The organism is Bifidobacterium choerinum, from assembly GCF_002761235.1.
Classification (GTDB): Bacteria; Actinomycetota; Actinomycetes; order Actinomycetales; family Bifidobacteriaceae; genus Bifidobacterium; species Bifidobacterium choerinum.
Genome location: NZ_CP018044.1, coordinates 805179 through 827149, shown reverse-complemented (window position 1 = coordinate 827149; position 21971 = coordinate 805179). Strand labels below are relative to the sequence as shown.

Sequence of the window (21971 nt, the reverse complement as noted above, 5' to 3'; positions counted from 1 at the left end):
TCCGTGACACCGCACAATCCGCATTCCAACGAGGCAACGACAACAAGAGGAGACACCGCCATGAGTTCCAGCCTGTTCCGTCAGGACAATCCGTTCAACGTCGTCATGGGACGCATCGGCGACCTCGCGATGCTGTCCGTCGCATGGTTCGTCTGTTCGATCCCGATCGTGACGATCGGTCCGGCCACCTCCGCCGCGTGCGAGGTCGCGCGCGAGATCGTCGAGGACACCGACGAGGGCGTCTTCCGCACGTTCTGGCGCGCGATCAAGCGCCGTTTCGGTGTGAACATGCTGTTCTCGCTGCTGTTCATCCTCCTGTTCGCGATCGGCGCCGTCGACCTGTGGTACATCTCCCGGCAGACCGGCGATTCCGCGTCGGTCTTCTACGGCGTGACGCTCGGCGCGCTCGTCATCGTCGCGATGATGCTGTCCTTCGTGCTGCCGTTGTCCGGTCGCAGCAAGCTGTCCTGGTGGGAGCAGATCCGCCAGTCGGTACGACTGTCGCTGACGAAGCCGCTGCTGGCGCTCGGCAACGTCGCGCTCATCGCGCTGCCCTTCGTGCTGATGTGGTTCATGCCCGGCGCCGTCGTCTGGGTGCCGATTCTGTGGTGCGTCCTCGGCGCCGGTGTCTCGATGTGGGCGATCATGACCTGGACCTGCAGGGCCTTCCAGCTCAAGCCGCGCGACACGCCCGCCGACCACGACGCCTGATGGACCGCGCTCGGCGGCCGCTCTCTTCCCGATAGGCGAACGCGACCGCCGCATCCTGCACCCAAGACGTTCGCAACTCCCCCCTCCACATGAACGCGATCGCCGCACGTTGCACCCGAAGTGTTCGCTGACAACCCCTCCCGCGATTGTTACCGATGCATTGCGCGCCCGAAGCGTTCGCTGACGGCTCCCTTCGCGACCGTCACCGGTGCGCATCGCGGCCATTCCGTTCGCGTATGGACCCTGTACAGACGGCAGCGGCCCCGCCTGTGCGATCAGGCGGGGCCGCTGCCGTCTTTCTTCTCCCATGCGGCGTCTGCGCGCCGCACATCTCAGCGTTCCGGAGCCGGACCCGTCGAGTCACGCACACGCAGCTCGTACGGCGGCTCCTCGACGACGTCCACGTCGTCGCCGTCGATGAGCTTGAGCATCAGCGACGCGGCGATGCGCCCGGCTTCGACGATGTCGCGGTTGAGCGCCGTGATGCCGGGGTGCGCCGCCTCGCACATGAACGAATCGTCCCAGCTCATGATCGACAGATCTTCCGGCACCTTGACGCCGAGCGTCGCCGCGACGCCTTCCGCGGCGAGCGCCATCACGTCGTTGTCGTAGATGATCACCGTCGGCGCCGGGTTGACGCTGAGCAGCCGCTTCGTCGCGTCGGCGCCGGCCGTCGGCGTGTAGTCGGTGTGCAGGCAGCGGTAGCGTACGCCGAGTTCGGCCGTCACTTCGGAGAACGCGGCGTCGCGGATGTACGAGTGTCCGAGTTCCTCGGGGCCGGCGACGCGCGCGATGTTGCGGTGTCCCAGATCGTACAGGTGGCGCACGGCGAGGCCGACGGCGGCGGCGTCGTCGCTCGCGAGCGTCGGCAGACCGGCGGTGAGCGACGCGTCGGCGACGGCGAGCACCGGCATCTGCGGGTTCTGCTTCATCAGTTCGATGCGCGGGTCGCCGATCTCCAGATTGAGCAGCAGCATCGCGTCGACGTTGCTCGTCGCGACCCAGTCCTCGATGATTGAGCCCTCGTCGTCGCTGTCCATCGACATCCGCACGAGCAGCGAGTAGTCCTTCTCCTCGAGTTCGGCGCCGAGGCCGGAAATCAGGCTCATCATGTACGGTTCGACGGCGAGCAGCTGCGGGTCGTAGCTGAGGATCAGGCCGATGCGCCTCGTCTTCGCCTGCGCGAGCGACTGCGCGGCGCCGTTCGGCTTCCAGCCGAGCTCCCTGGCGACCTGCAGCACCTTCGCGCGCGTCGTGTCGGAGACGCCCGGCTTTCCGTTCAGGGCGTAGGACACGGCGCTGCTCGACACCCCCGATGCCTTCGCCACGTCGAAGATCGTGACCTTCGTCTTCTGTGCCGCCATGTCGTGTTCTCCCGTCCCGTCACGCCGCATGCACGCCGCTGTGCCGCTGCGCTCCGTGGTTGCCGTCCGTTGGCGCGGACGGCGTGCGTTGTGTCGTTGGTACCCCGCGATCTGTGCGGCGCCCCATGATGGGGCCGTCGGCGCTGAATCGCTTCAGAACCATTGTATAGGGAAACGTCGGCCGGCGCATTCCTCCGGTCGATTTTTCCCTTGTGTTTCTGCCTATTATGCCTCTGCCGTCGTCCGAACCGTCCGAAGGGCTCCGACAACGGTTAAGCGACCATCAGTTGCCATGGCACTGATGGTCGCTTAATCCGCTCACTTCGCTTCGCGCTTGAGGTCGTTCGCGCTGCGCAGCACGTTCGCGGCCGCGAAGGCCTGCGGATCGTCCGCGCCCGTCGTGATGTGGAACGTGACCGACTCGCCCGGCAGCAGCGAGACGAGGCCTTCGTCGACGGTGGCCTTCGGATCGACCTTGTCGACCATGACGAACAGGTCGCGCACGTAGTCCTTCGCCGTCACCGTCAGCTCGACACCGCCGTCGACCTGCTTCGCGTCCGCGCTGAAGGCCTCGCCCGGCGCGGCGAGCGACTGGTCGACGACTTCCGCCGGATTGTAGACGACGCGCGCGAAGGAGTCGTCGGACGGCGTCGCGACGATGAGTTCGGCGTTCGGGTCGTCGTAGTCGACGATGGCGTCGTCGAGCGTGTATCCCTTGTGCGACGTCGCGTCGAGGTCGACGTCGATCGTCTGCGTCGCGAGCACGTCGCCGCCGAGCGTCACGCGCTGCACCGTCCATGTGTCCTTGACCGGTTCGCGGGTGTCGTTGAGGACGATGAGTTCGAAGTGGTCGGTGCCGACCTTGACGCCTTCCCAGCTGTGCGTCTCGCGGTACTCCTCCGACGTGCGCGGCTGGATCGTCGCCAGGCGCGGCGCGAAGAAGTCGCGCGACGCGTACCACACCGGCTTGCGGTGGCCGTTGAAGTCGACGGCCGCCCACGAGACGACCGGCCAGTCGTCGTTGAGCTGCCAGATGAGCGCGCCCGCGTTGACCGGCGCGAGCGAACGCATATGCTCGACGCCGAACTTCATCGCATGCGCCTGCTGCAGCTGGCACGCCCAGTGCCAGTCCTGGATGTCGTCCCAGTTATCGGTCGGGATGAGCCAGCTGTGCGCGCCGTCGCTCGGCTTGCCGTTGACGACGCCGCCGAAGCTCACGTCGTCGAGATGGCCGGGCGTCAGATGCGAGCGCATGCCGCGGGCGAGCTTGTAGTTGCCGCCCATCGCCTTCTGGTGCACGAGCATCTGCTTGCCGAAGGGCTCTAGCTTCTCGTCGTGCACGGCGCCGACGAGCGTGCTCCATGCCGGCGGCGCCTGATAGCCGAACTCGTCGGCGAAGCGCGGCGTGTATTCGGCGTAGATGCGGTAGTCCTTGCGGTTCCACGCGTCCCAGATGTGCATCGTGCCGTCGGTGTCCCAGTTCGCGTTCGTGAACTTCGTGAAGCTCATCGGCGAGCTCGGCAGGTACACATGCGTCGGGTCGAGCTCGGCGAGCAGCTGCGGGAAGAGCTCCGAGTAGTAGTAGTCGCCCCAGCCCTTCTCGCCGTAGCCGTATTCGTTCGCCGGCAGGTCGTCGTCGCGCACGGCCTGCTTGTAGCCGCCCCATTCGGCGTAGGCCACGTAGTTCTCGTTCGAGCCGTTCCAGACGATGAGGCTCGGATGGCTCGACAGGCGGATGATCGCCTCGCGCGCCTCGGCCTCGACCTCCTCCTTCGTCTCGGCGTCCTCCGGGTAGGCGGCGCAGGCGAGCATGAAGTCCTGCCAGACCATGACGCCGTATTCGTCGCACAGATCGTAGAATTCGTCGGCCTCGTAGATGCCGCCGCCCCAGACGCGGACCATGTTCGAGTTCGATTCGACGAGGTCGCGGATGCCGCGCTCGTAGTCCTTCTTCGTCACGCGCGCGATGAACGCGTCGTCGGGGATCCAGTTGTAGCCGTGCGCGTGCACCGGCACGTCGTTGACGTAGATCTGGAACGGGCGGCCGAGGTCGTCGGCGCGCGTGTCCACATATGTCGTGCGGAAGCCGATGCGGCCCTTCCATTCGGCCTGCAGGTCGGCACCGGCCTTGACGTCGACGGCGTAGAGCGGCTGGTCGCCGTAGCCGAGCGGCCACCACAGCTTCGCGTCCGGCACGGCGATCGTGATCGTCGTCTCGTCGCGACCCTGATCGACCGATCCATCGGCCTCGAGCATCGTGCCATAGCCTTCGAGTGTCACATGGACCGGCACCGGCGTCTGGAACCTGTGTGCGTCCATCGGGTTCATGATGCGGCCGTGGCCTTCGCGCTCGACCTTGACGTGCACGTTGAGGATGCCGGTGCCGTCGGAGGCGACGTCGACGAGCGGGCGGACCTCGGCGAGGCGCACGCCGCTCCACGAGTCGATGCCGATCTCGCGCCAGATGCCGGCGTTGGCCACGTCGATGCCCCAGTCCCAGCCGAAGGAGTAGCTCGGCTTGCGGATCTGGTTGAAGGCGTGGTGCTCGGTGTGCGGATAGTAGCCGCGGCGCTGCTCCTCGGCGTCGGAGTAGCGCACCGGGGACATGAAGGTGACGGTCAGCACGTTCTCGCCGTCCTGCAGCAGCTCACGGATGTCCCAGCGGTAGGAGCGGTGGCAGTTCTCGGTCTGCGCGACCGGGTCGCCGTTGAGCTCGATCGTCGCGACGGTGTCGAGGCCGTAGGCGACGAGGTCGTGGCGCGTGTTGCCGTCGTCATGCCATTCGAAGGTGCAGGTGAAGCGCCAGTCGACGTCGCCGGTCCACGGCAGCTTGTTCTCGTTGTCGCCGTCGAAGGGGTCGGGGATGAGACCGGTGTTGAGCAGGTCGAGCGTCGCCTCGCCGGGGACGGCCGCCGGGATGCCGGCGGTCAGCGTCTCGCGCAGGTCGGCGGGCACGACCTCCGGGTTCATCGCGGTGACGGTCCAGCCGCTCGACAGCGGTGCGAAGGTGGATGGGGTGTTGGTCATGATATGTGCTCCTGGTGGTTGGCGCCGGCTTGTGCCGCGCACGGAAGGGAACTGAGGATGTCGGGGGCGACCGGAATCAGCCGCTGAAGAAGAGGAAGAAGAGAAGGGAGCCGCGCCGCACGCAACTCGCTCGGCACGGCTCCATGATGGTGAGGAAAGGGGAAGGGTAAGTCTTAGATCACTCCTTGACTGCGCCGGCTGCGACGCCGTTGTAGATCTGCTTCTGGAAGATCAGGAACAGGATCAGGGCGGGCAGCAGCGTCACGATGACGCCTGCGCAGATCAGGTTGTACTTCGAGCCCTGCGGGCCGGTGAAGGCGTACAGCGAGATGGCCACGGTGCCGAGCTTCTGCTTGTCCTGCAGGTAGAGGTTGGCTGCGTAGTACTCGTTGTAGATGCCGACGCCCTTGAGGATGAGGGCCGTGACGATGGCCGGCTTGAGCAGCGGCAGCAGGATGCGGCCGTAGATTGTGAAGTAGCTCGCGCCGTCGATCATCGCCGCCTCGTCAAGCGAGATCGGCAGGTTCTCGAAGTATTGGATGAAGATGTAGATCGAGATGACATCGGTGCCCATCGACATGATGATGTAGCCCCACAGGGAGTTGATCATGCCGAGGCTGCCCATGATCTTGTAGACCGCGACTTGCATCGCGATGCCCGGCAGCAGCGCCGCGATCGTGAAGGCGCCGCGGATGAACGCGTTGCCCGGGAACTGGAAGCGGCTCAGGACGTAGGCGAGCTGGGTGCCGATGATCGTCGTCATGAAGCAGACGCACACGAGGACGATGAAGGAGTTGCGGAAGGCGACGGCCATGTTCGACAGCTTGAACGCGTCCGCGTAGTTCTGGAAGTTGAACCAGTTGTGGGGCATCGCCATGACGTTGCCGGTCTTGTATTCCGCATCGGTCTTCGCGGCCGTCCACACGCAGGAGGCGAGCGGCAGCAGGACGCAGAACGTGATGAAGACGAGGCTGAAGTACTTGAGGAAGGAGAGTATCCAACGGCGCACGTGATACCAGACGCTCACCTTTTCGACGGAGGCTTCCATGGCCTTTCCTTTCTGCGAGTTCGTTTGCATGTCCGGGGTGATCGTTTCGCTTGACATCGTGCTCACGCCTCGGCTTCCTTCTTGGCTCCGTTCCTGAAGAGCGGGGCGTTGCCGGCCTTGACCTTGTTGGCCTGGTGCAGCGCCTTCTTGCGCTGCTTCTCGACCTTCTGCGCATGCTTGCGGGCCTTGGCGGTGCCGTCGTCGGCGTCACGGAACAGCCAGCCCATGACGATCTTCTGCAGCAGCGCGCAGATCATGATGATGATGAGCAGGACCACGGCCATCGCGGAGGCGAGGCCCACCTTCTGGTCGGAGTGCGCGATCTTGTCCATCTGAACGAAGAAGGTGCCGGTGCCGTTCGCGCCGGAGGTGATGACGTACGGCGCCTCGAAGGCGGAGAGCGAACCGGTGATCGACAGGATGATGTTCAGCACGAGGATCGTCTGGATGCCCGGCAGGATGATGTGCTTGAACTGCTGCCACTTGTTCGCGCCGTCGATCTCCGCGGCCTCGTAGAGGGAGCCGTCGATCGACATGATTGCGCCGATGAACAGGATCATCGTCTGGCCCAGGTACCTCCAGACCGAGGAGGCGACGAGCGACCAGTTGTTGACCTTCTGGTCACGCAGCCAGTACGGCAGGTTGTTGAGGTCGAATCCGCACCACTGGAGCACCGAATCGAGCACGTAGCCGCGGGTGTAGAAGAACTTGAAGATGAAGCCGATCGCGATGCCGTTGATCAGGTAGGGGAAGAACAGCGCACCCTTGAAGAACGCACCGCCCTTGACCTTGAATGCGAGGACCGTGGCGAGATAGAGCGCGAGGGCCACCTGGATCAGCGCGCCGACCATGTAGTACAGCGAGAGCTTGAGCGTCGCGAGCAGGTCGGGACGGGTGAAGATGTCGACGTAGTTCTTCATGCCGATGTACTTCGGCGTGCCGATGTACTTCATCTTGTAGAAGCTGTATCCGCACATCTGGAAGAACGGCAGATACGTGAAGACGACGAGGAGCGCTACCGGCAGAAAGCAGAAGAGGACGATGATGCCGGTCTTCTTCCAATCCCTGCGATGCTTGTTGAACGGGATATCCGCGGCGGACCGCTCCGCGACCGCTACGTTCGGCTGTGTGGTGGTAGTCATGATGGTCTCTGTTCCTTCCTTATCCTTCCGCCGATGTCGGGGCTTCGGCGTTTTCCTCCCGACTCAGCAATGAGTCTTTCGGAATACCCACCTCAGGCTTCTCTGCCTGCCTGTGATAAGTGATGACACTCAATATAACCGCGTGATTTCAGTTTGTCAAGCGCTTAAGTTATTTCGTGTCGCAGCGCGAATGACGACCATATATCCGCCACGCGCGCTCCGTCGATGCCGCACGGAGGTCAGAACCTATGCTTTTCTTGCAATACCAACGTTTTGCAACCCTCTCCCCCCGACCATCCACTCCGTCGAGGCGACCGCCGCCGCGATGACGTCCGGCGCCGATCTTCACTCAATAAGCTGTGCGTTTCAGCATGCCGGCTCAGCGTCGCCACCGATATCTGGCAGCGCATTTTCCCTGATTTTCCAATGATTCCAACGATTTATACACGCTTATCCACTGCCCGCCCGGTGATACTTAAGCGCATAACTATACCATTCCCCCACCAGTGAATTTCCGCACATCGGCGATGCGTCAGCGACATGCCACATCAGTGTGTCGTGCGAGTGCCTTATCGGCCCCGCAACGGCACGATCCGCCGCCTTCCGCACAGATGTGCCAAGCTCCCCCGCACGTCTCTCCTCCGGCCCTCCTCTATGCCAGCGGACCCACCGCCCCACACGCCCTTTCCCATAACGACGATGAGGGTCGGAACGTTGCCGTTCCGGCCCTCATTGAGGAAAGAAGGGGGAAAGGAGGGAGTAAGTGCTGAAAGGAGGGATCGGGAGCGTCAGCTCTCGGATTCGACAGCCGCACCCCACTTCTGGTCCCATTCGCCCATGATCTGGTCGATCGTCTTCGTCTTGTTCGCGGCGTCGACGACGATGTCCTGGATCTTCTTGCCGTTGCCGTTGTTGATGCCGAGCTCGGAATCCGAGTTGATGTCGGCGAAGAGATCCTCCTCGCCCTCCTTCGCCGGATCGTCGACGATCAGTTCGACGTCCTTGAAGTGCTCATAGGTGTCCGGATAGGAGTCATCGTCCTTGACGATCGGGATGCCGCCCTCGTTCTTCGCGTAGCCCGACTTCTCGGTCATCCACTTGACGAAGATCATCGCGGCCTTCTGGCGGTCGGCGTCGGAGTTCTTGTTGATGCCCATCGAGTAGTTGCCCGCGAGCGTCGCGTACTGCTTGCCGTCGATCGTGATCGGGAACGGCATGTACTGCACGTCGTCCGGATGGTCGCCGGCCTGCTTCATCTGCGGCACGGCCCAGGCGCCGAGCACCATCGTCGCGATCTCACCGTTGTTGATGCGGCCCTTCGACGACTCCCAGTCGGTCGTCGAGTAATCCTCTTCGGTGTAGCCGTTGGCGACCGCGTCGTACAGTGTCTTGTAGACGGCGTACGGATGGGTGCCCGGGGCCTTGTCGTCCTTCTCGAACGGGGTCTTGTCATGCGGCATGACCTGGTTCATGAACTTCGGGTCGCCGGTCGCGTTGCCGCCGATGTAGGCGTCCCAGGCGCCCATCGCCCAATCCTCGGCGAAGTTCGTGTACAGCGGGATCGCCTTCGTCTTCTCCTTGATCAGCTTGAGATCGGCCTGGAACTCCTCCGGCGTCTTCGGCAGCTCCTTGATGCCGGCCTCCTCGAAGACCTTGGCGTTGTAGACGATGCCCGAGGTCTGGCCGTCGGTCGCGATGCCGTAGGTCTGGCCGTCATAGGCCTTCTCGTCGGCGAGCTTGATCTCCTTGTCCATGTCCTTCGTCTTGCCGTAGGAGACGAAGTAGTTCGAGAACTCGGAACGGTCGACCGCCGGGATCATCATGACGTCCCACGAATCGTTGTTCGCCTGCAGGCGGGTGAGCGCGGAATCCGCGTAGTTCGAATCGGTCTGGACCTTGACCTTGATGTTCGGGTACATTGCGTTGAAGTCCTTCATGTAGGATTCCCAGTTCTTGCCCGGGTAATCCGCGAGGCCCATGTCGGTGCGTCCGTTGAAGAACGTGATCTCGGCCTTGAGATCCTTGCCGGTCTCGCCGAGCTTGATCTGCGGATAGGTGATGCCGGCCTTGTTGTTGCTGTCCGCGGAACCGCCGTTGTTGCCACCGCAGGCCGCGACGCTGACGAGGCACGCCGCCGCGATGCCGGCCGCCGCAATCTTCTTGACGTTCATTCTTGTGTCCTTCCTGGTCTCTTGGACGTCGTCGCCGACGTCCAGCTCAGCAATGAGCTTGGGTCACCTCTCGGCTTCTCTGCCTGCCTGAGATGAACGATGGAATTCAATATAACCGACTTTTTCCAGCTTGTCAAGCGCTTAAGTAGTTTGAGCGGCGACTGAGCCGTCCAGCACAGCGACGCTCTCCTGCCAGCGTTGTCATGAATCATCCTAATTTTCCATTGTTTTCAACGATTTTCTGTTGCACAAACCCATCAAACCGGTCGACATGCTGGCACATCGCAGCGGCACTCGCGACGATTTTGACCATTAAGCGCTTCATGCGTTCGGCGTGTCATCGGCGTTTCCTCCCACGCATCACGCCCCTCCCGATCCCACTCCGTGGTTCCGCGATCGAGCACCCCCGCCCCCGCAACGAATCGTGCGCCGGCACCCGCGAAGGGTACCGGCGCACGAGCAGAGAAAGGAGGGTAGGCGCTGTCGGGCGGCGTCACTCATTGGATTCGACGGCGTCGCCCCACTTCTGGTTCCATTCATCCATGATCTGGTCGATCGTCTTCGTCTTGTTCGCGGCGTCGACGACGATGTCCTGGATCTTCTTGCCGTTGCCGTTGTTGATGCCGAACTCGGAATCCGAGTTGACGTTCGCGAGCAGGTCCTCTTCGCCTTCCTTCGCCGGATCGTCGACGATCAGTTCGACGTCGCTGAAGGCCTCATAGGTCTCCGGCATCGACTTGTCGTCGGCCTTGATCGGGATGCCGCCCTCGTTCTTCGCGAAGCCGGAATCCTCGGTCATCCACTTGACGAAGATCATCGACGCCTTCTGACGTTCCTTGGAGACGTTCTTGTTGATGCCATAGGAATAGTCGCCTGCGATCGTCGCGTACTGCTTGCCGTCGACGGTGATCGGGAACGGCATGTAGCCGATGTCGTCCGGATGGTCGCCGGCCTGCTTCATCTGCGGCACGGCCCAGGCGCCGAGCACCATCGTCGCGATCTCACCGTTGTTGATGCGGCCCTTCGACGACTCCCAGTCGGTCGTCGAGTAATCCTCTTCGGTGTAGCCGTTGGACACCGCATCGTACAGCGTCTTGTACACCGCGTACGGATGGGTGTCCGGATTCGAGGAGTCCTTCTTGAACGGGTCCTTCGTCGTCGGCAGCACCTGGTTCATATACGTCGAATCGCCTGTCGCGTTGCCGGCGATGTACTGGTCCCAGGCGCCCATCGCCCAGTCCTCGACGAAGTTCGTGTACAGCGGGATCGCCTTCGTCTTCTCCTTGATCAGCTTGAGATCGGCCTGGAACTCCTCCGGCGTCTTCGGTAGCTCCTTGATGCCGGCCTCCTCGAAGACCTTCTTGTTGTAGACGATGCCCGCCGTCACGCCGTTGTTGGCGATGCCGTAGGTCTGGCCGTCATAGGCCTTCTCGTCGGCGAGCTTGATCTCCTTCTCCATGTCCTTCGTCTCGCCGTAGGGCACGAAGTAGTTCGCGTATTCGGACTTATCGACGGCCGGGATCATCATGACGTCCCACGAGTCGCTGTTGCCCTGCAGGTGCGTCAGCGCCGGAGACGCGTAGTTCGAATCGGTCTGCACCTCGACCTTGATGCCCGGGTACATCTTGTTGAAGTCCTCGATGTAGGACTTCCAGTTCTTGCCCGGATAGGTGTCGAGGCCCATGTCGGTGTGGTTGTTCATGAACGTGATCGTGGTCTTGAGATCCTTGCCGGTCTCGCCGAGCTTGATCTGCGGATAGGTGATGCCGGCCTTGTTGCCGTCCTGCGCCTTGCTGTCGTTGCCTCCGCAGGCCGCCAGTGAGACCAGGCATGCGCCCGCAAGCGCCATCGCCGCGACTTTCTCGCCGTTCATACTGGATTTTCCTTCCTAATGGAGCGGGATGCGACGCATCCCACGCGACCTCGCCGTCGAGGATCGCGCCACCATCTGGGACCAGCCTCTCTGCTTCCGGCCCCGGTGTGGATGGCCTTCAGCATAGAGCCACGGCCTTCATTTTGTCAAACGCTTAAGTTGCTCGACACCGCCGCAACTTCCGCCCGCTTTGTGCTCGAACCTGAACAAAATCAACACATTTCCGTTGCAAACACTGACTTAGACACGCCGACGAAATTCCGACCAAATCATTCGTACATGCCGATACGTCAACCATCGGCGCCGCATTTTCGATGAAGCGCTTCACGTATCGGCCGTTCCCCTCTCCTTCCTGACAGCCACGGATACCGCCCCGAATACGGCGGGAGGTCGCCGACCCGTATCGAATCGGCGACCTCCCGTGCAGCGAACGCCCGGTGCCGCTCAGCGCGCGCTGTGCTCGGCGATGAAGTCGCGGTACCAGTTGAAGCTGTCCTTCCTGATGCGCTCCTGCGTCTCATAGTCCACGTAGGTCAGGCCGAAGCGCTTGCTGTAGCCGAAGGCCCATTCGAAGTTGTCCATCAGCGACCAGGCGAAGTAGCCGCGCACGTCGGTGCCCTCCTCGATCGCGCGGTACACGGCGTCCAGATGCCGGCGCAGATAGTCGATGCGCTCGGCGTCATGCACCATCTTGACGCCGTCGGGACCGATCTCGACGTTGTCCGGGCACGCCATGCCGTTCTCGGTGACGACGAGCGGCATGCCCGGATAGTCGTCGTTGAGCCGCACGAGCGTGTCGTACAGCGCATCCGGGTCGATGTTCCAGCCCATCTCGGTGTGCGGGCCGGCGGTGGGCAGCCAGTCGATGTCGCTCGCGCCCGGCGCCGTCGACGCTGCGGTGCTCTGCGGGAACTGCGGACGGTCGCTCATCTTGACGAGGTTCGTCGAATAGTAGTTGAGGCCGAGCACGTCGATCGGCTGGTTGATGAGCTTGAGGTCGCCGTCGCGGATGAAGTCCCAATCGCAGATGCCCTTCGTGATCGCGAAAAGCTCCTGCGGATAGCGGCCGCGCAGCATCGGGTCGAGGAACGCGCGGTTGGCGATGAGGTCGAGACGGTGCACGGCGTCGGCGTCGCCACGGCAGACCTGCAGATTGCAGGTGACGGACAGCTCCGGCTTGCCTCCCGCCTCGGCGCGCACGGCCTGACACATCAGTCCGTGCGCGAGGTTGATGTGATGCACGGTGCGGAACGCGAGAGGACCGGCGCCGAGCCCCGGCGCCTGCTCGGTGCCGCCATAGCTCAGATAGGTCGCGCACCATGGCTCGTTGAGCGTCGTGTAGGTGTGCACGCGGTCACCGAGGCGCTTGGCGACGATGCCGGCGTAATCGGCGATCTTATATGCGGTGTCGCGCTCGAGCCAGCCGCCCTCGCGACCATCCTCGGAGGCCATGTACTGCGGCAGGTCCCAGTGGTAGAGCGTCACGATCGGTGCGATGCCGTACTCGAGCAGACGGTCGACGATCTTCTCGTAGAAGTCGAGGCCCTTCTCGTTCGGCTTGCCGTCCGGCGTCGGGATGACGCGCGGGATGCCGATCGAGAATCGGTAGGCGTTGACGCCGAGGTCGCGCAGCAGCTTGAGGTCGTCCTCCCAACGGTGGTAGAAATCATCGGCGACGTCGCCGGTGTCGCCGTTCAACGTGTGGCCGGTGTGGGAGAAGGTGTCCCAGATCGACGGCGTGCGGCCGTCCTCGTCCGCCGCGCCTTCGATCTGGTACGCCGCCGTCGCCGTACCGAACAGGAATCCCTTCGGGAACCGCTCCGCCATATCTGCCGTCCTTTCGCTGACGTGCCGCCGACGCCGTCCGCATCGACCGGTCCAGTGGTATCGGCGCCGTCCGCTTCCTCCGGTGCGGCGCCTTGCGCTTGTCGCGAACTGCGGCCGCCTTCGTCGGCGTTCCGCGCTGCTGATCAGTGTATCAATATATAGCTGAAGCCGCAGAGAAACTTGAGCGCTTCAGCATGTCGCGGTCGGCGCCGCGATTATCATCGGAACACAGCGGACAACAAGACGCGACGAGGCTTCCGCATAGCGGCGGCGCCACGTCGGGACGATGCATACGAAGGAGTGTCATGCGCCTCATCGCAGATACGGATCAGGCATTGCAATACCAAGGACGCACCGAGCGGACCGAAGACGGCCAGCTGTGGGTGTTCCCGTACACGCAGGCGCGCTTCCGCTTCACCGGCACCACATTGAGCGTGCGGCTGCGCAACCATTGGAACTACGGCGACATCCGCCTCGGCGTCATCATCGACGGCACGCAGTACAGCGTGCGCGTGCCGTCGCCGGCGGAGCCGCAGCTGCCGCCATACGCAGAAGAGGACGAAGGCGTGCTGACGTTGCGCATCGCCGACCATCTGCCGGCCATCGAACATCGGGCGGTCGTCTTCAAACGTCAGGACGGCGGCATGCACTACATGGAATTCATCGGCGTCGGCATCGACGACGATGCGCGAATCATGGCGCCGCTTGACGCGCCAAGCGAACGGCGCATCGAGATCTACGGCGATTCGGTCAGCTGCGGCGAGCGCAACGAGGCCGTGCTCTACACCGGCAAAGCCGATCCGGACGTCGATCTGTCGTCATACAGCAACGCGTGGTATTCGTACGGCGCGGTCGCCGCACGCGCACTCGGCGCCGAACTGCGCATCATCGCGCAGGGCGGCGCGCCGCTGCTCGACGGCATCGGCTGGTTCGACGCGCCGAACTACAAAGGCATGGAAAGCATCTGGGATCGCGTGCGCTACAACCCGGCGCTCGGCGCGACGAGCATGTGGGACTTCGACGACTACGCTCCACAGGTCGTCGTCGTCGCACTCGGACAGAACGACTCCCATCCGGACGATTTCATGGCCGACGACTACGACGGCGCGACGGCCGCGCATTGGCGCGCACGCTACGCCGACTTCGTCCGCGCATTGCGCGCACGCTATCCCGAGGCGCGCATCGTCTGCACGACGACGGTGCTCGAACACAGCACGCAGTGGGACCGTGCGATCCGCGAAGCCGTCGATGAGGTCGGCGATCCGCGCGTCAGCTACTTCGGATACACGCGCGCCGGCAACGGCACGCCCGGCCATCCACGCATCGCCGAGGACGAGGAGATGGCGCGCGAACTCGTCGCCTATCTCAAGAGCTTCGGCGACGACGTCTGGCATGGCCGCTGACGACGGTCGCAGACGATTCCAGAAGACTTCAGGAGAAAGGCAGCAGACATGTCCACAGTGACGGGGATCGCGCCGGGCGCGTCGGCGGTGGCGCACGGAGGTCGCCATGCAGGCGCCGATCGCACACGTGCGGGGGCGCTGCGCGTCGCCGCCGTCTTCGCCGACCATATGGTGCTGCAGCGCGACGCGCCGATCGCCGTGTTCGGCACGGCGGCGCGCGACGTCGACGTCGTCGTGCGATTGCTGCGCGACGGCGGCGATATCGTCATTGCGCAGAGCGTGGCGGCGACGCCACGCGACACGGCATCGTGGACGGCGCTGCTGCCGCCGCTGCCGGCGGGCGGCCCGTACACGCTCGACGTGCGCGCCGGCGACGACACGCTCAGCTATGCGGACATCTTCATCGGCGAGGTCTGGCTCGCCGGCGGCCAAAGCAACATCGAACTCGAACTGCATACGAGCGAGCACGGCGCCGACGCGATCGCGGCAGCCGACGACCCGCTGCTGCGCTTCTACAACACGCCGAAGGTCGGCGGAGTCGACGAGGACGCCGGGGCCGACAGCGCATGGTGCGCGGCCGTCGCGCCCGAGGTCGCGCATATGTCCGCCGTCGGCTATTACTTCGGCCGGCGACTGCGCGAACGGCTCGACAGGCACGTCGCCGTCGGCATCATCGACTGCTATATCGGCGGCACGTCGATCTCCTGCTGGATGAGCACGGCCACGTTGAACGGTTCGGCGGCGGGACGTCCGTACGTCGAACGCTACGAGCAGGCGGTCGCCGGCAAGACCGACGCGCAAATGCGCGCCGAGGCCGATGCATGGCAGCGCACCTTCGACCAGTGGAACAACGACGTCGCCGCGATGAGGGACACGCATCCGGGCATCACGCAGCCGCAAATCGACGCCGTGCTCGGCCCGTGTCCGTGGCCACCGCCGGTCACGCCGTTCTCGGAGCGCCGCGTCGGCGCACCGTTCGAGGGCATGGTCAGGCGCGTCGCGCCGTACACGGTCCGCGGATTCCTGTGGTATCAGGGCGAGGAGGACGAACTGCAGTGCGACTCCTACCGCGAACTGCTCGGCCTGCTCATCGACGAATGGCGCACATTGTGGAATCTCGACGCCTACGACGAGCCGACGGTCGGCTATCAGCCGAGCGCGCGCACGTTGCCGTTCCTCATCGTGCAGCTGCCGCAGTGGATCGACGGCCAGGTCGCGGCGCACGGCGGGGATCCGCGCCGCTGGCCGGTCATCCGCGCCGCGCAGTATGACGCGAGCGAATCGATCGACGACGTGGAACTCGTCTGCACGATGGACTGCGGCGAATTCGACAACATCCATCCGCTCGATAAGCGCACGGTCGGCGAGCGCATCGCGAACCTCGCGCTGCGGACCGTCTACGGCGACGGCGACGTGGCGGCCGACAGTCCGCGCGTCGTGCATACGACCGTCGCCGGCGAGGCGATCGACGTCATGTTCGACCATGCGCGAGGCCTGCACTGGCATGGCACGACGCCGGATACGATGCGCGACGCTACCGACGAGACTGGCGCACGCACGGCCGGGGCCTCGGGATTCGAGATCGCCGGCGACGACGGCGTCTATATGGACGCGGATGCGCAGATTCTCGAGTACAGCGGCATCGACGCGGCCGACGGCGAACATATGATGGTACGCGTGTCGTCACCGCAGGTGTCCGTGCCGACCGCCGTGCGCTACGCGTGGCGCAGCTGGGGCCCGGCCCCGCTGTTCAACGGCGATGGTCTGCCGGCGTTCCCGTACGCCGGGTAGGTCCGGGCGACAGTCGCGAGCAGCGCGCCGCCGATGACCATGCCGACGCTCCACGCCATTTCGTTCGCCGCAAGCTTGTCCGTGGCCGTCGAGAGCACGGAGACGGCCGGATATGGCTTCGTATGGTTGGGCGCATGATGTCTCCTTCGCTTGGATTCGCGCAGGAAGGCATAGGGTCGTTCGACCCATGTATGTCTTACCTATTCCAGCTTGTTCCAGATGGTGGATGCGGGTATGCCGAACGACCGCCGCGTAGCGGACCCCTGCGCGATGGTGTTATGCAATCCGATTGAATTCAAGAGGATCTGCGTTGACGCGCGGTCAGATATCTCACGCGATCATCGACATCATTGCAATTCCGCACATACCGCGTCAGCACAGCATTAACCTTTACGTCCCGACCCATCGACCGGGCCGACAAACCCACCCGCAAACACGCCCAATTGCGTCCCGACCCGTCGACCGGGTCGACAAACCCACCCGCAAACACGCCCCTTTGCGTCCCAGTTCGTCGAGACAACCGATGAAACGGGACGCAGGCGACAAAAATGGGGTGCAGTTCGTGATGAACTGCATCCCACCTATCAGTGCGCTTCAGCCGGGCACCGAAGTGCCGGCCGACTCAATCACTCGGCGTCCTGAACCTGGGCGCGAGCGATCTTGCCGGTGAAGGAGTTGGCCTCGTCGGCGTCCTTCGCGGCTTCGTTGTTCCAGGAGAACATCGCGCGGAGCTTCGGGCCGACCTCCTCGATGCGGACGTTCGAGTACTCCTCCTGGAGCTGCTTGAACTTCGGCGCGCCGGCGGCCTGATCGTCCATGAACTCCTTCGCGAAGGAGCCGTCCTGGATGCGCTTGAGGTGATACTCCATGCGCTCACGGACATGCTCGTCGATGACGGTGTTGACGTAGTCGCCGTACTGGGCGGTGTCGGAGCAGGACCAACGATCCTTGTTCAGGCCGCCTTCGTTCATCAGGTCGACGATCATCTTGAGCTCGTGGCAGACCTCGAAGTAGGCGATCTCCGGCTGGTAGCCGGCGTCGGTGAGGACCTCGAAGCCCATCTCGACGAGCTTGTTGACGCCGCCGAGGAGCACGTTCTGCTCACCGAAGAGATCGGTCTCGGTCTCTTCCTTGAAGGTCGTCTTGATGGCGCCGGCGCGCAGCGCGCCGAGGGCCTTGGCGTAGGCGAGGGCGAGATCCCAGCCGTCGCCGCGCGGATCCTGCTCGACGGCGGTCACGACCGGGACGCCACGGCCGGCGGCGTACTCACGACGCACGATGTGGCCTGGCCCCTTCGGGGCGACCATGAAGACCGGATGGTCCTCGGACGGCTTGATGTAGCCATAGTGGATGTTGAAGCCGTGCGCGAAGGCCAGAGCGGCGCCCGGCTTGATGTTCGGCTCGATGTCGTTGTCCCAGATGCCCTTCTGATACTGATCAGGAGCCAGGATCATGATGACGTCGGCTTCTGCAGCAGCTTCCGGAACGCTCTTGACCTCAAGGCCCTGATCCTTCGCAAACTGGACCGACTTCGAGTTCGGGCGCAGGCCGACGACGACGTCCACACCGGAATCACGCAGGTTGAGCGCGTGAGCGTGGCCCTGCGAGCCGTAACCGATGATCGCGACCTTCTTGCCGTCGAGAACCGAGAGATCGCCGTCGTCTTCGTACCAGATCTGTGCTGCCATATTGGCATACTCCTTCATTGTTTGCATCACCGAACATTGTGCCGTTCGCGATGCCTGTGTTTGTTCTTGCACCTGCCCCATGCACCGCACGCCCCATGGTATGGGACGACCGATCCGTGTATGCAGGCTTCCCGCCGTGTCGGAGATTTTGTCTCCAAAACTGAGTCCTCATCTTACCGAAATCCGCAAGCGCCTCGACGCCGAGTCCATCTTTTGGATACCATCGACGCCCCGTTTTGGGATATGCGTGATTTCTTTTGGAAAACAGCGCATCATCACCAGCTTCCGTCTTGCATCGGCATGATGTTTTGTCCACATTGTGGACTTCTTGCTATGCTGTGCGCGACCCGCGCCGCCGCCGTGCAGCCTCCTTACCTGACGCGTCGATCATGCATGAACCATCCGCGGGTCACCGCATGTAATCCACATCCTTGGTCTCATGGCAGGTCAGTATCGCCACAAGGCAACCCAGCGCCATGACGCCCAGATACAGACCAACCGAGCCCACGCCCCAATGCGACGAAAGCCATGTAGCCACCGACGGCACGAATGCCGCACCGACGATCGCCGCGAGATTGTAGCCGATGCCGGATCCGGTGTAGCGCACGTTGACGCTGAACAGTTCGGGCAGCAATGCGCCAATCGGTCCGAACGCGACACCCATCAGCGCGAAGCCGAGGCACAGGAACAGCATCGCCGCGGCCGTGTTGTGCACACCGACGACGGCACGGTTCATCAGCAGCGGGAACACCGCCGCGAACACGAGCAGTGCGACCGACGACCCGATGATCACGTGACGACGACCGAGCCGATCCGCAAACACGCACGAGAGGACGATGAACACGGCGAACACGCATACTGAGATCATCAGCATCGTCATATATTCCTTCGTCGAGAAGCCAAGGCCGCCGCCTCCCTGCGCATCCGTCTTCGTAGCCCACGCGAGCGACCATGTGGCGAGCGTATAGAACAGCGTATAGGTGACGGCGACGAGGAACGTCGCCTGCAGCACCTGCCTCCAGCTCGTACGGAACACCTCGACCGCCGGGGCCTTGACAACGCGCTGGCTCCGCTGTGCGGCGCGGAATGCCGGCGTCTCCTCCATATGGACGCGCACGAGCAGCCCCACGACCACCAACAGCGACGACAGCAGGAACGGCACGCGCCATCCCCACGCGAGCATCGCCGCGTCATCGTTGAACATCTCAAGCACCACGTAGGTGCCGTTGCACAGGAAGAAGCCGATCGGCGCGCCGAGTTCGGGGAACGAACCATAGAGTGCGCGCTTGTCGGCAGGCGCGTTCTCGGTGGCCACGAGCGCGGCGCCGGACCATTCACCGCCGAGGCCGATGCCCTGCACAAAACGGCACACGCACAGCATGATCACGGCCCACACACCCCACACGTCATATCCGGGCAGGCAGCCGATGAGGAACGTGGCCACGCCCATCGTCATCAGCGAGACGACGAGCGTCGCCTTGCGCCCGATCGAGTCGCCGAAATGCCCGAAGATCAACGAACCGACCGGGCGTGCGAGGAACGCGACGGCGAAGGTGACCAGCGAGAGCAGCAGCGCGACGGTCGGGTTCGTCCGGTCGGAGAAGAACACGCGCGGAAAGTAGTTCGCGGCGGCCGTGCCATACGCGTAGAAATCGTAGAATTCAATCGTCGTACCCACCATGGATGCGGCGATGATCGTGCCCACCGACGAGCGCGCTGTGCGCGACGCCGGTCGGGCGAGAGTGACTGCGGCGGATTCCGCCTCTGTTTCGGCTGCGGTCATGAAAACCTCCTGATAGTTTGCCTGCGTTCATGGCTTGGGGTACGAACGCAAAAACCCCGCACATATGGCGGGGTCCGAGGTAGTTTACGATCCGTCCCCGCCACCATCGGCGGGGCTGGATTCCAGATATACGAATCAGCTCGCCGATGGCGAGATAATAATTCGTACAATCTGCAGTCGTGCGACCATGGCCTCATCCATCGCGAGCCTCCTTTCCGTGTATCCGTCATCGTCTTGTACGGCGCATCTGCGAAGCAGCGCCGCGTTGACATCGAAGGTACCCCGGGAACGCAGACACTTCGGACATATGTCCAAATTGTGAGACAATACGTTGCGCATATCGGCGCCGGACACCGCAGTCAATGTCATTGCACCACAATGCGATCAGCACAGACGTTTCGCCAGCGCGCAGGCACAGCGTCGTAGATACAACAAAGCGACGCATAGCCGTCTCATCATGACGGATGAGGACATGCGTCGCTCCGGAACGAGCATCAGCGTTTGGCGGCATATGCAATCGCCGCGGCGCCGCTCGCGCCGGCGAACGCGAACATGATCGCCGCCCACAGGAAGACGGACGAGAAGACGGCCGCGTAGGCGAAGACGAATCCGCCGACGACGACGCCGAGCAGACGGCCCACCGTCGCGCTCGTGTTGAACACGGCGAGATATTCGGCGGCGCGGTCGATCTGCGGCACCGAAGCCACGGCAAGCGACTGCAGCGCGTCGTCGATCATATGGATCGCGAATCCGCCGATGCCGGCGAACACATACAATCCGACCGGCGTATAGCTGACGAGCGGCACGACGGCTGCCACGATCGCCAACGCGACGCCGACCATCAGCACAAGCCGATCGTTGTCGAGCGACGCGCGCAGCAGATCGGTGACGCCTTCACTCAGCAGCGCCATCGCGCACGCCAGCAGTCCCATGAGGGCGACCATCGTCATCGTCGCGCGCACGTCGAGCCCCGCATCGGCGCCACGCCGATAGCGCACGACAAACCAGATGTAGGCGATCGCGAGCATGACACCGGCGGATGCGAACAGCCGCGTCAGGCAGATCGTGCGCCATGCGGCCGTCGGATGGGTGACGCGCAATGTGACCAGCAGGTCGGCGGTCTTCATCGGCTTCGCGCGCGAATAGACGGTCGACGACTCGCGCGGGATGACGAGCAAACCGACGATGCCGGCGGCGAGCAGGGCGATGGCGCACAGGTCCATGCCGACGGCGGGGTCGGAGGCCATCAGTACGCCGAACCAGATGCCGAATACCAGGCCGACGAGCAGACCGACGGTGCGCCATGTGCCGACGGCGTCGCGGAACTTGTCCGGTACACGTTCGCCGATCGACGCGTGCAACGCGCACAGCATCGCCGCCAGACCGATCTGCAGCAGCGCCCAGACGACGCCGACGGCGGCCGGCGTATGGCACGCGCTCAGCGAGAACGCGAAGACGACGGCGACGATTGTGCCTGCGGCGAACCACGGCGCGCGGCGTCCGAAGGGTGTGCGCGTGTGGTCGGACAGCGGCAGGAAGAAAACGGTCGCGACAAGCGAACACAGGATGCCGACGCCGAGCACTCGCGACAACGCGACGGCACCACCTATCGGACCGCTCAACGCATCGAGTTCCTGCGGCACGAGCGTGATGTTGAGCGCGGCGAGCGCGAACGCGAGGAAGAACGCCGCGCCCATGAAACCGACCTTCATGCGCAGCACCTCCCCCTTCGTCGGACGGTAGCCGTTCGCATCCACCATCGGGTCGCGCATGTCGAGGAATGCGGATTCCAGGTCGGGTACCGGTTCGTCGGCACCCCCGACGGGAGCGTTCGCGCCCATCGCGGCGGCCTGCACCTCCGGCTGGCCGGCCGCGGCCGGCGGCGTCTTCGGCTTCTGGCGCACGGCGAGGCGCGCGACGGCCGCCTTGTCCTCGTCGGATAGCGCCTTGTCGAGGTCCGGGCGGTCGTCGATGCCCGGGCGGATGTAATCGGAATTCGGGAACGGACGCGGCGCGGGGCGCTCGGCGTCGTTCGCATCATGTGACTGCGACTGATCGTTCATACGCACAACGATAACCGCAGCCGCACGGCGGTGGCCCCGTTACCGCCGTGCGCGCAGACGAATTCACACACCGGGAGCGC

Annotated in this window: 13 protein-coding genes; 3 read left to right on the top strand and 10 right to left on the bottom strand. The window is 63.7% G+C overall.

Annotated elements, in window-relative coordinates:
* Nucleotides 1–60: 60 nt before the first annotated feature.
* The gene (locus BcFMB_RS03185) at nucleotides 61–711 is read left to right on the top strand and encodes a YesL family protein (protein ID WP_099721038.1); all 651 of its coding nucleotides are present in this window, start codon (nucleotides 61–63) and stop codon (nucleotides 709–711) included.
* A gap of 332 nt (nucleotides 712–1043) precedes the next feature.
* On the opposite strand, the gene BcFMB_RS03180 is transcribed toward BcFMB_RS03185, so the two are convergent.
* From BcFMB_RS03180 to BcFMB_RS03150, 7 genes are all read right to left on the bottom strand, one after another.
* Nucleotides 1044–2075, bottom strand: coding sequence for a LacI family DNA-binding transcriptional regulator (locus tag BcFMB_RS03180; protein ID WP_099721037.1), 1032 nt, complete (start codon nucleotides 2073–2075; stop codon nucleotides 1044–1046).
* Nucleotides 2076–2393: 318 nt separating this feature from the next.
* On the bottom strand, nucleotides 2394–5102 hold the full coding sequence (locus BcFMB_RS03175) for a glycoside hydrolase family 2 protein (protein ID WP_099721036.1): 2709 nt from the start codon (nucleotides 5100–5102) through the stop codon (nucleotides 2394–2396).
* 178 nt (nucleotides 5103–5280) lie between these two features.
* Nucleotides 5281–6150, bottom strand: coding sequence for a carbohydrate ABC transporter permease (locus tag BcFMB_RS03170; RefSeq protein ID WP_029675681.1), 870 nt, complete (start codon nucleotides 6148–6150; stop codon nucleotides 5281–5283).
* A 62-nt stretch (nucleotides 6151–6212) separates the two neighbouring features.
* On the bottom strand, nucleotides 6213–7292 hold the full coding sequence (locus tag BcFMB_RS03165; RefSeq protein WP_099721035.1) for a carbohydrate ABC transporter permease: 1080 nt from the start codon (nucleotides 7290–7292) through the stop codon (nucleotides 6213–6215).
* A gap of 788 nt (nucleotides 7293–8080) precedes the next feature.
* Nucleotides 8081–9463, bottom strand: coding sequence for an ABC transporter substrate-binding protein (locus tag BcFMB_RS03160; RefSeq protein ID WP_099721034.1), 1383 nt, complete (start codon nucleotides 9461–9463; stop codon nucleotides 8081–8083).
* Between the two features lie 493 nt (nucleotides 9464–9956).
* Entirely contained in the window at nucleotides 9957–11336 is a 1380-nt protein-coding gene (locus BcFMB_RS03155; RefSeq protein ID WP_099721033.1) for an ABC transporter substrate-binding protein, read from the bottom strand.
* A 444-nt stretch (nucleotides 11337–11780) separates the two neighbouring features.
* Nucleotides 11781–13163: a GH1 family beta-glucosidase gene (locus BcFMB_RS03150; protein WP_099721032.1), complete on the bottom strand. Its 1383-nt coding sequence runs from the start codon at nucleotides 13161–13163 to the stop codon at nucleotides 11781–11783.
* 305 nt (nucleotides 13164–13468) lie between these two features.
* On the opposite strand from BcFMB_RS03150, the gene BcFMB_RS03145 reads away from it, so the two are divergent.
* Both BcFMB_RS03145 and BcFMB_RS03140 read left to right on the top strand, forming a co-directional pair.
* On the top strand, nucleotides 13469–14566 hold the full coding sequence (locus tag BcFMB_RS03145; RefSeq protein WP_099721031.1) for a GDSL-type esterase/lipase family protein: 1098 nt from the start codon (nucleotides 13469–13471) through the stop codon (nucleotides 14564–14566).
* A 48-nt stretch (nucleotides 14567–14614) separates the two neighbouring features.
* Entirely contained in the window at nucleotides 14615–16357 is a 1743-nt protein-coding gene (locus tag BcFMB_RS03140; RefSeq protein WP_099721030.1) for a sialate O-acetylesterase family protein, read from the top strand.
* A 626-nt stretch (nucleotides 16358–16983) separates the two neighbouring features.
* Here BcFMB_RS03140 and ilvC read toward each other — a convergent pair.
* From ilvC to BcFMB_RS03125, 3 genes are all read right to left on the bottom strand, one after another.
* A complete protein-coding gene (gene ilvC, locus BcFMB_RS03135; protein ID WP_099721029.1) occupies nucleotides 16984–18045 on the bottom strand; it encodes a ketol-acid reductoisomerase in 1062 nt (353 codons plus the stop codon).
* A gap of 409 nt (nucleotides 18046–18454) precedes the next feature.
* Nucleotides 18455–19828 carry an MFS transporter gene (locus BcFMB_RS03130; protein ID WP_024541470.1) on the bottom strand — a complete coding sequence of 458 codons (1374 nt, stop codon included), beginning with the start codon at nucleotides 19826–19828 and terminating at the stop codon, nucleotides 18455–18457.
* A gap of 494 nt (nucleotides 19829–20322) precedes the next feature.
* Entirely contained in the window at nucleotides 20323–21891 is a 1569-nt protein-coding gene (locus tag BcFMB_RS03125) for an MFS transporter (RefSeq protein WP_099721028.1), read from the bottom strand.
* Nucleotides 21892–21971: the final 80 nt, after the last annotated feature.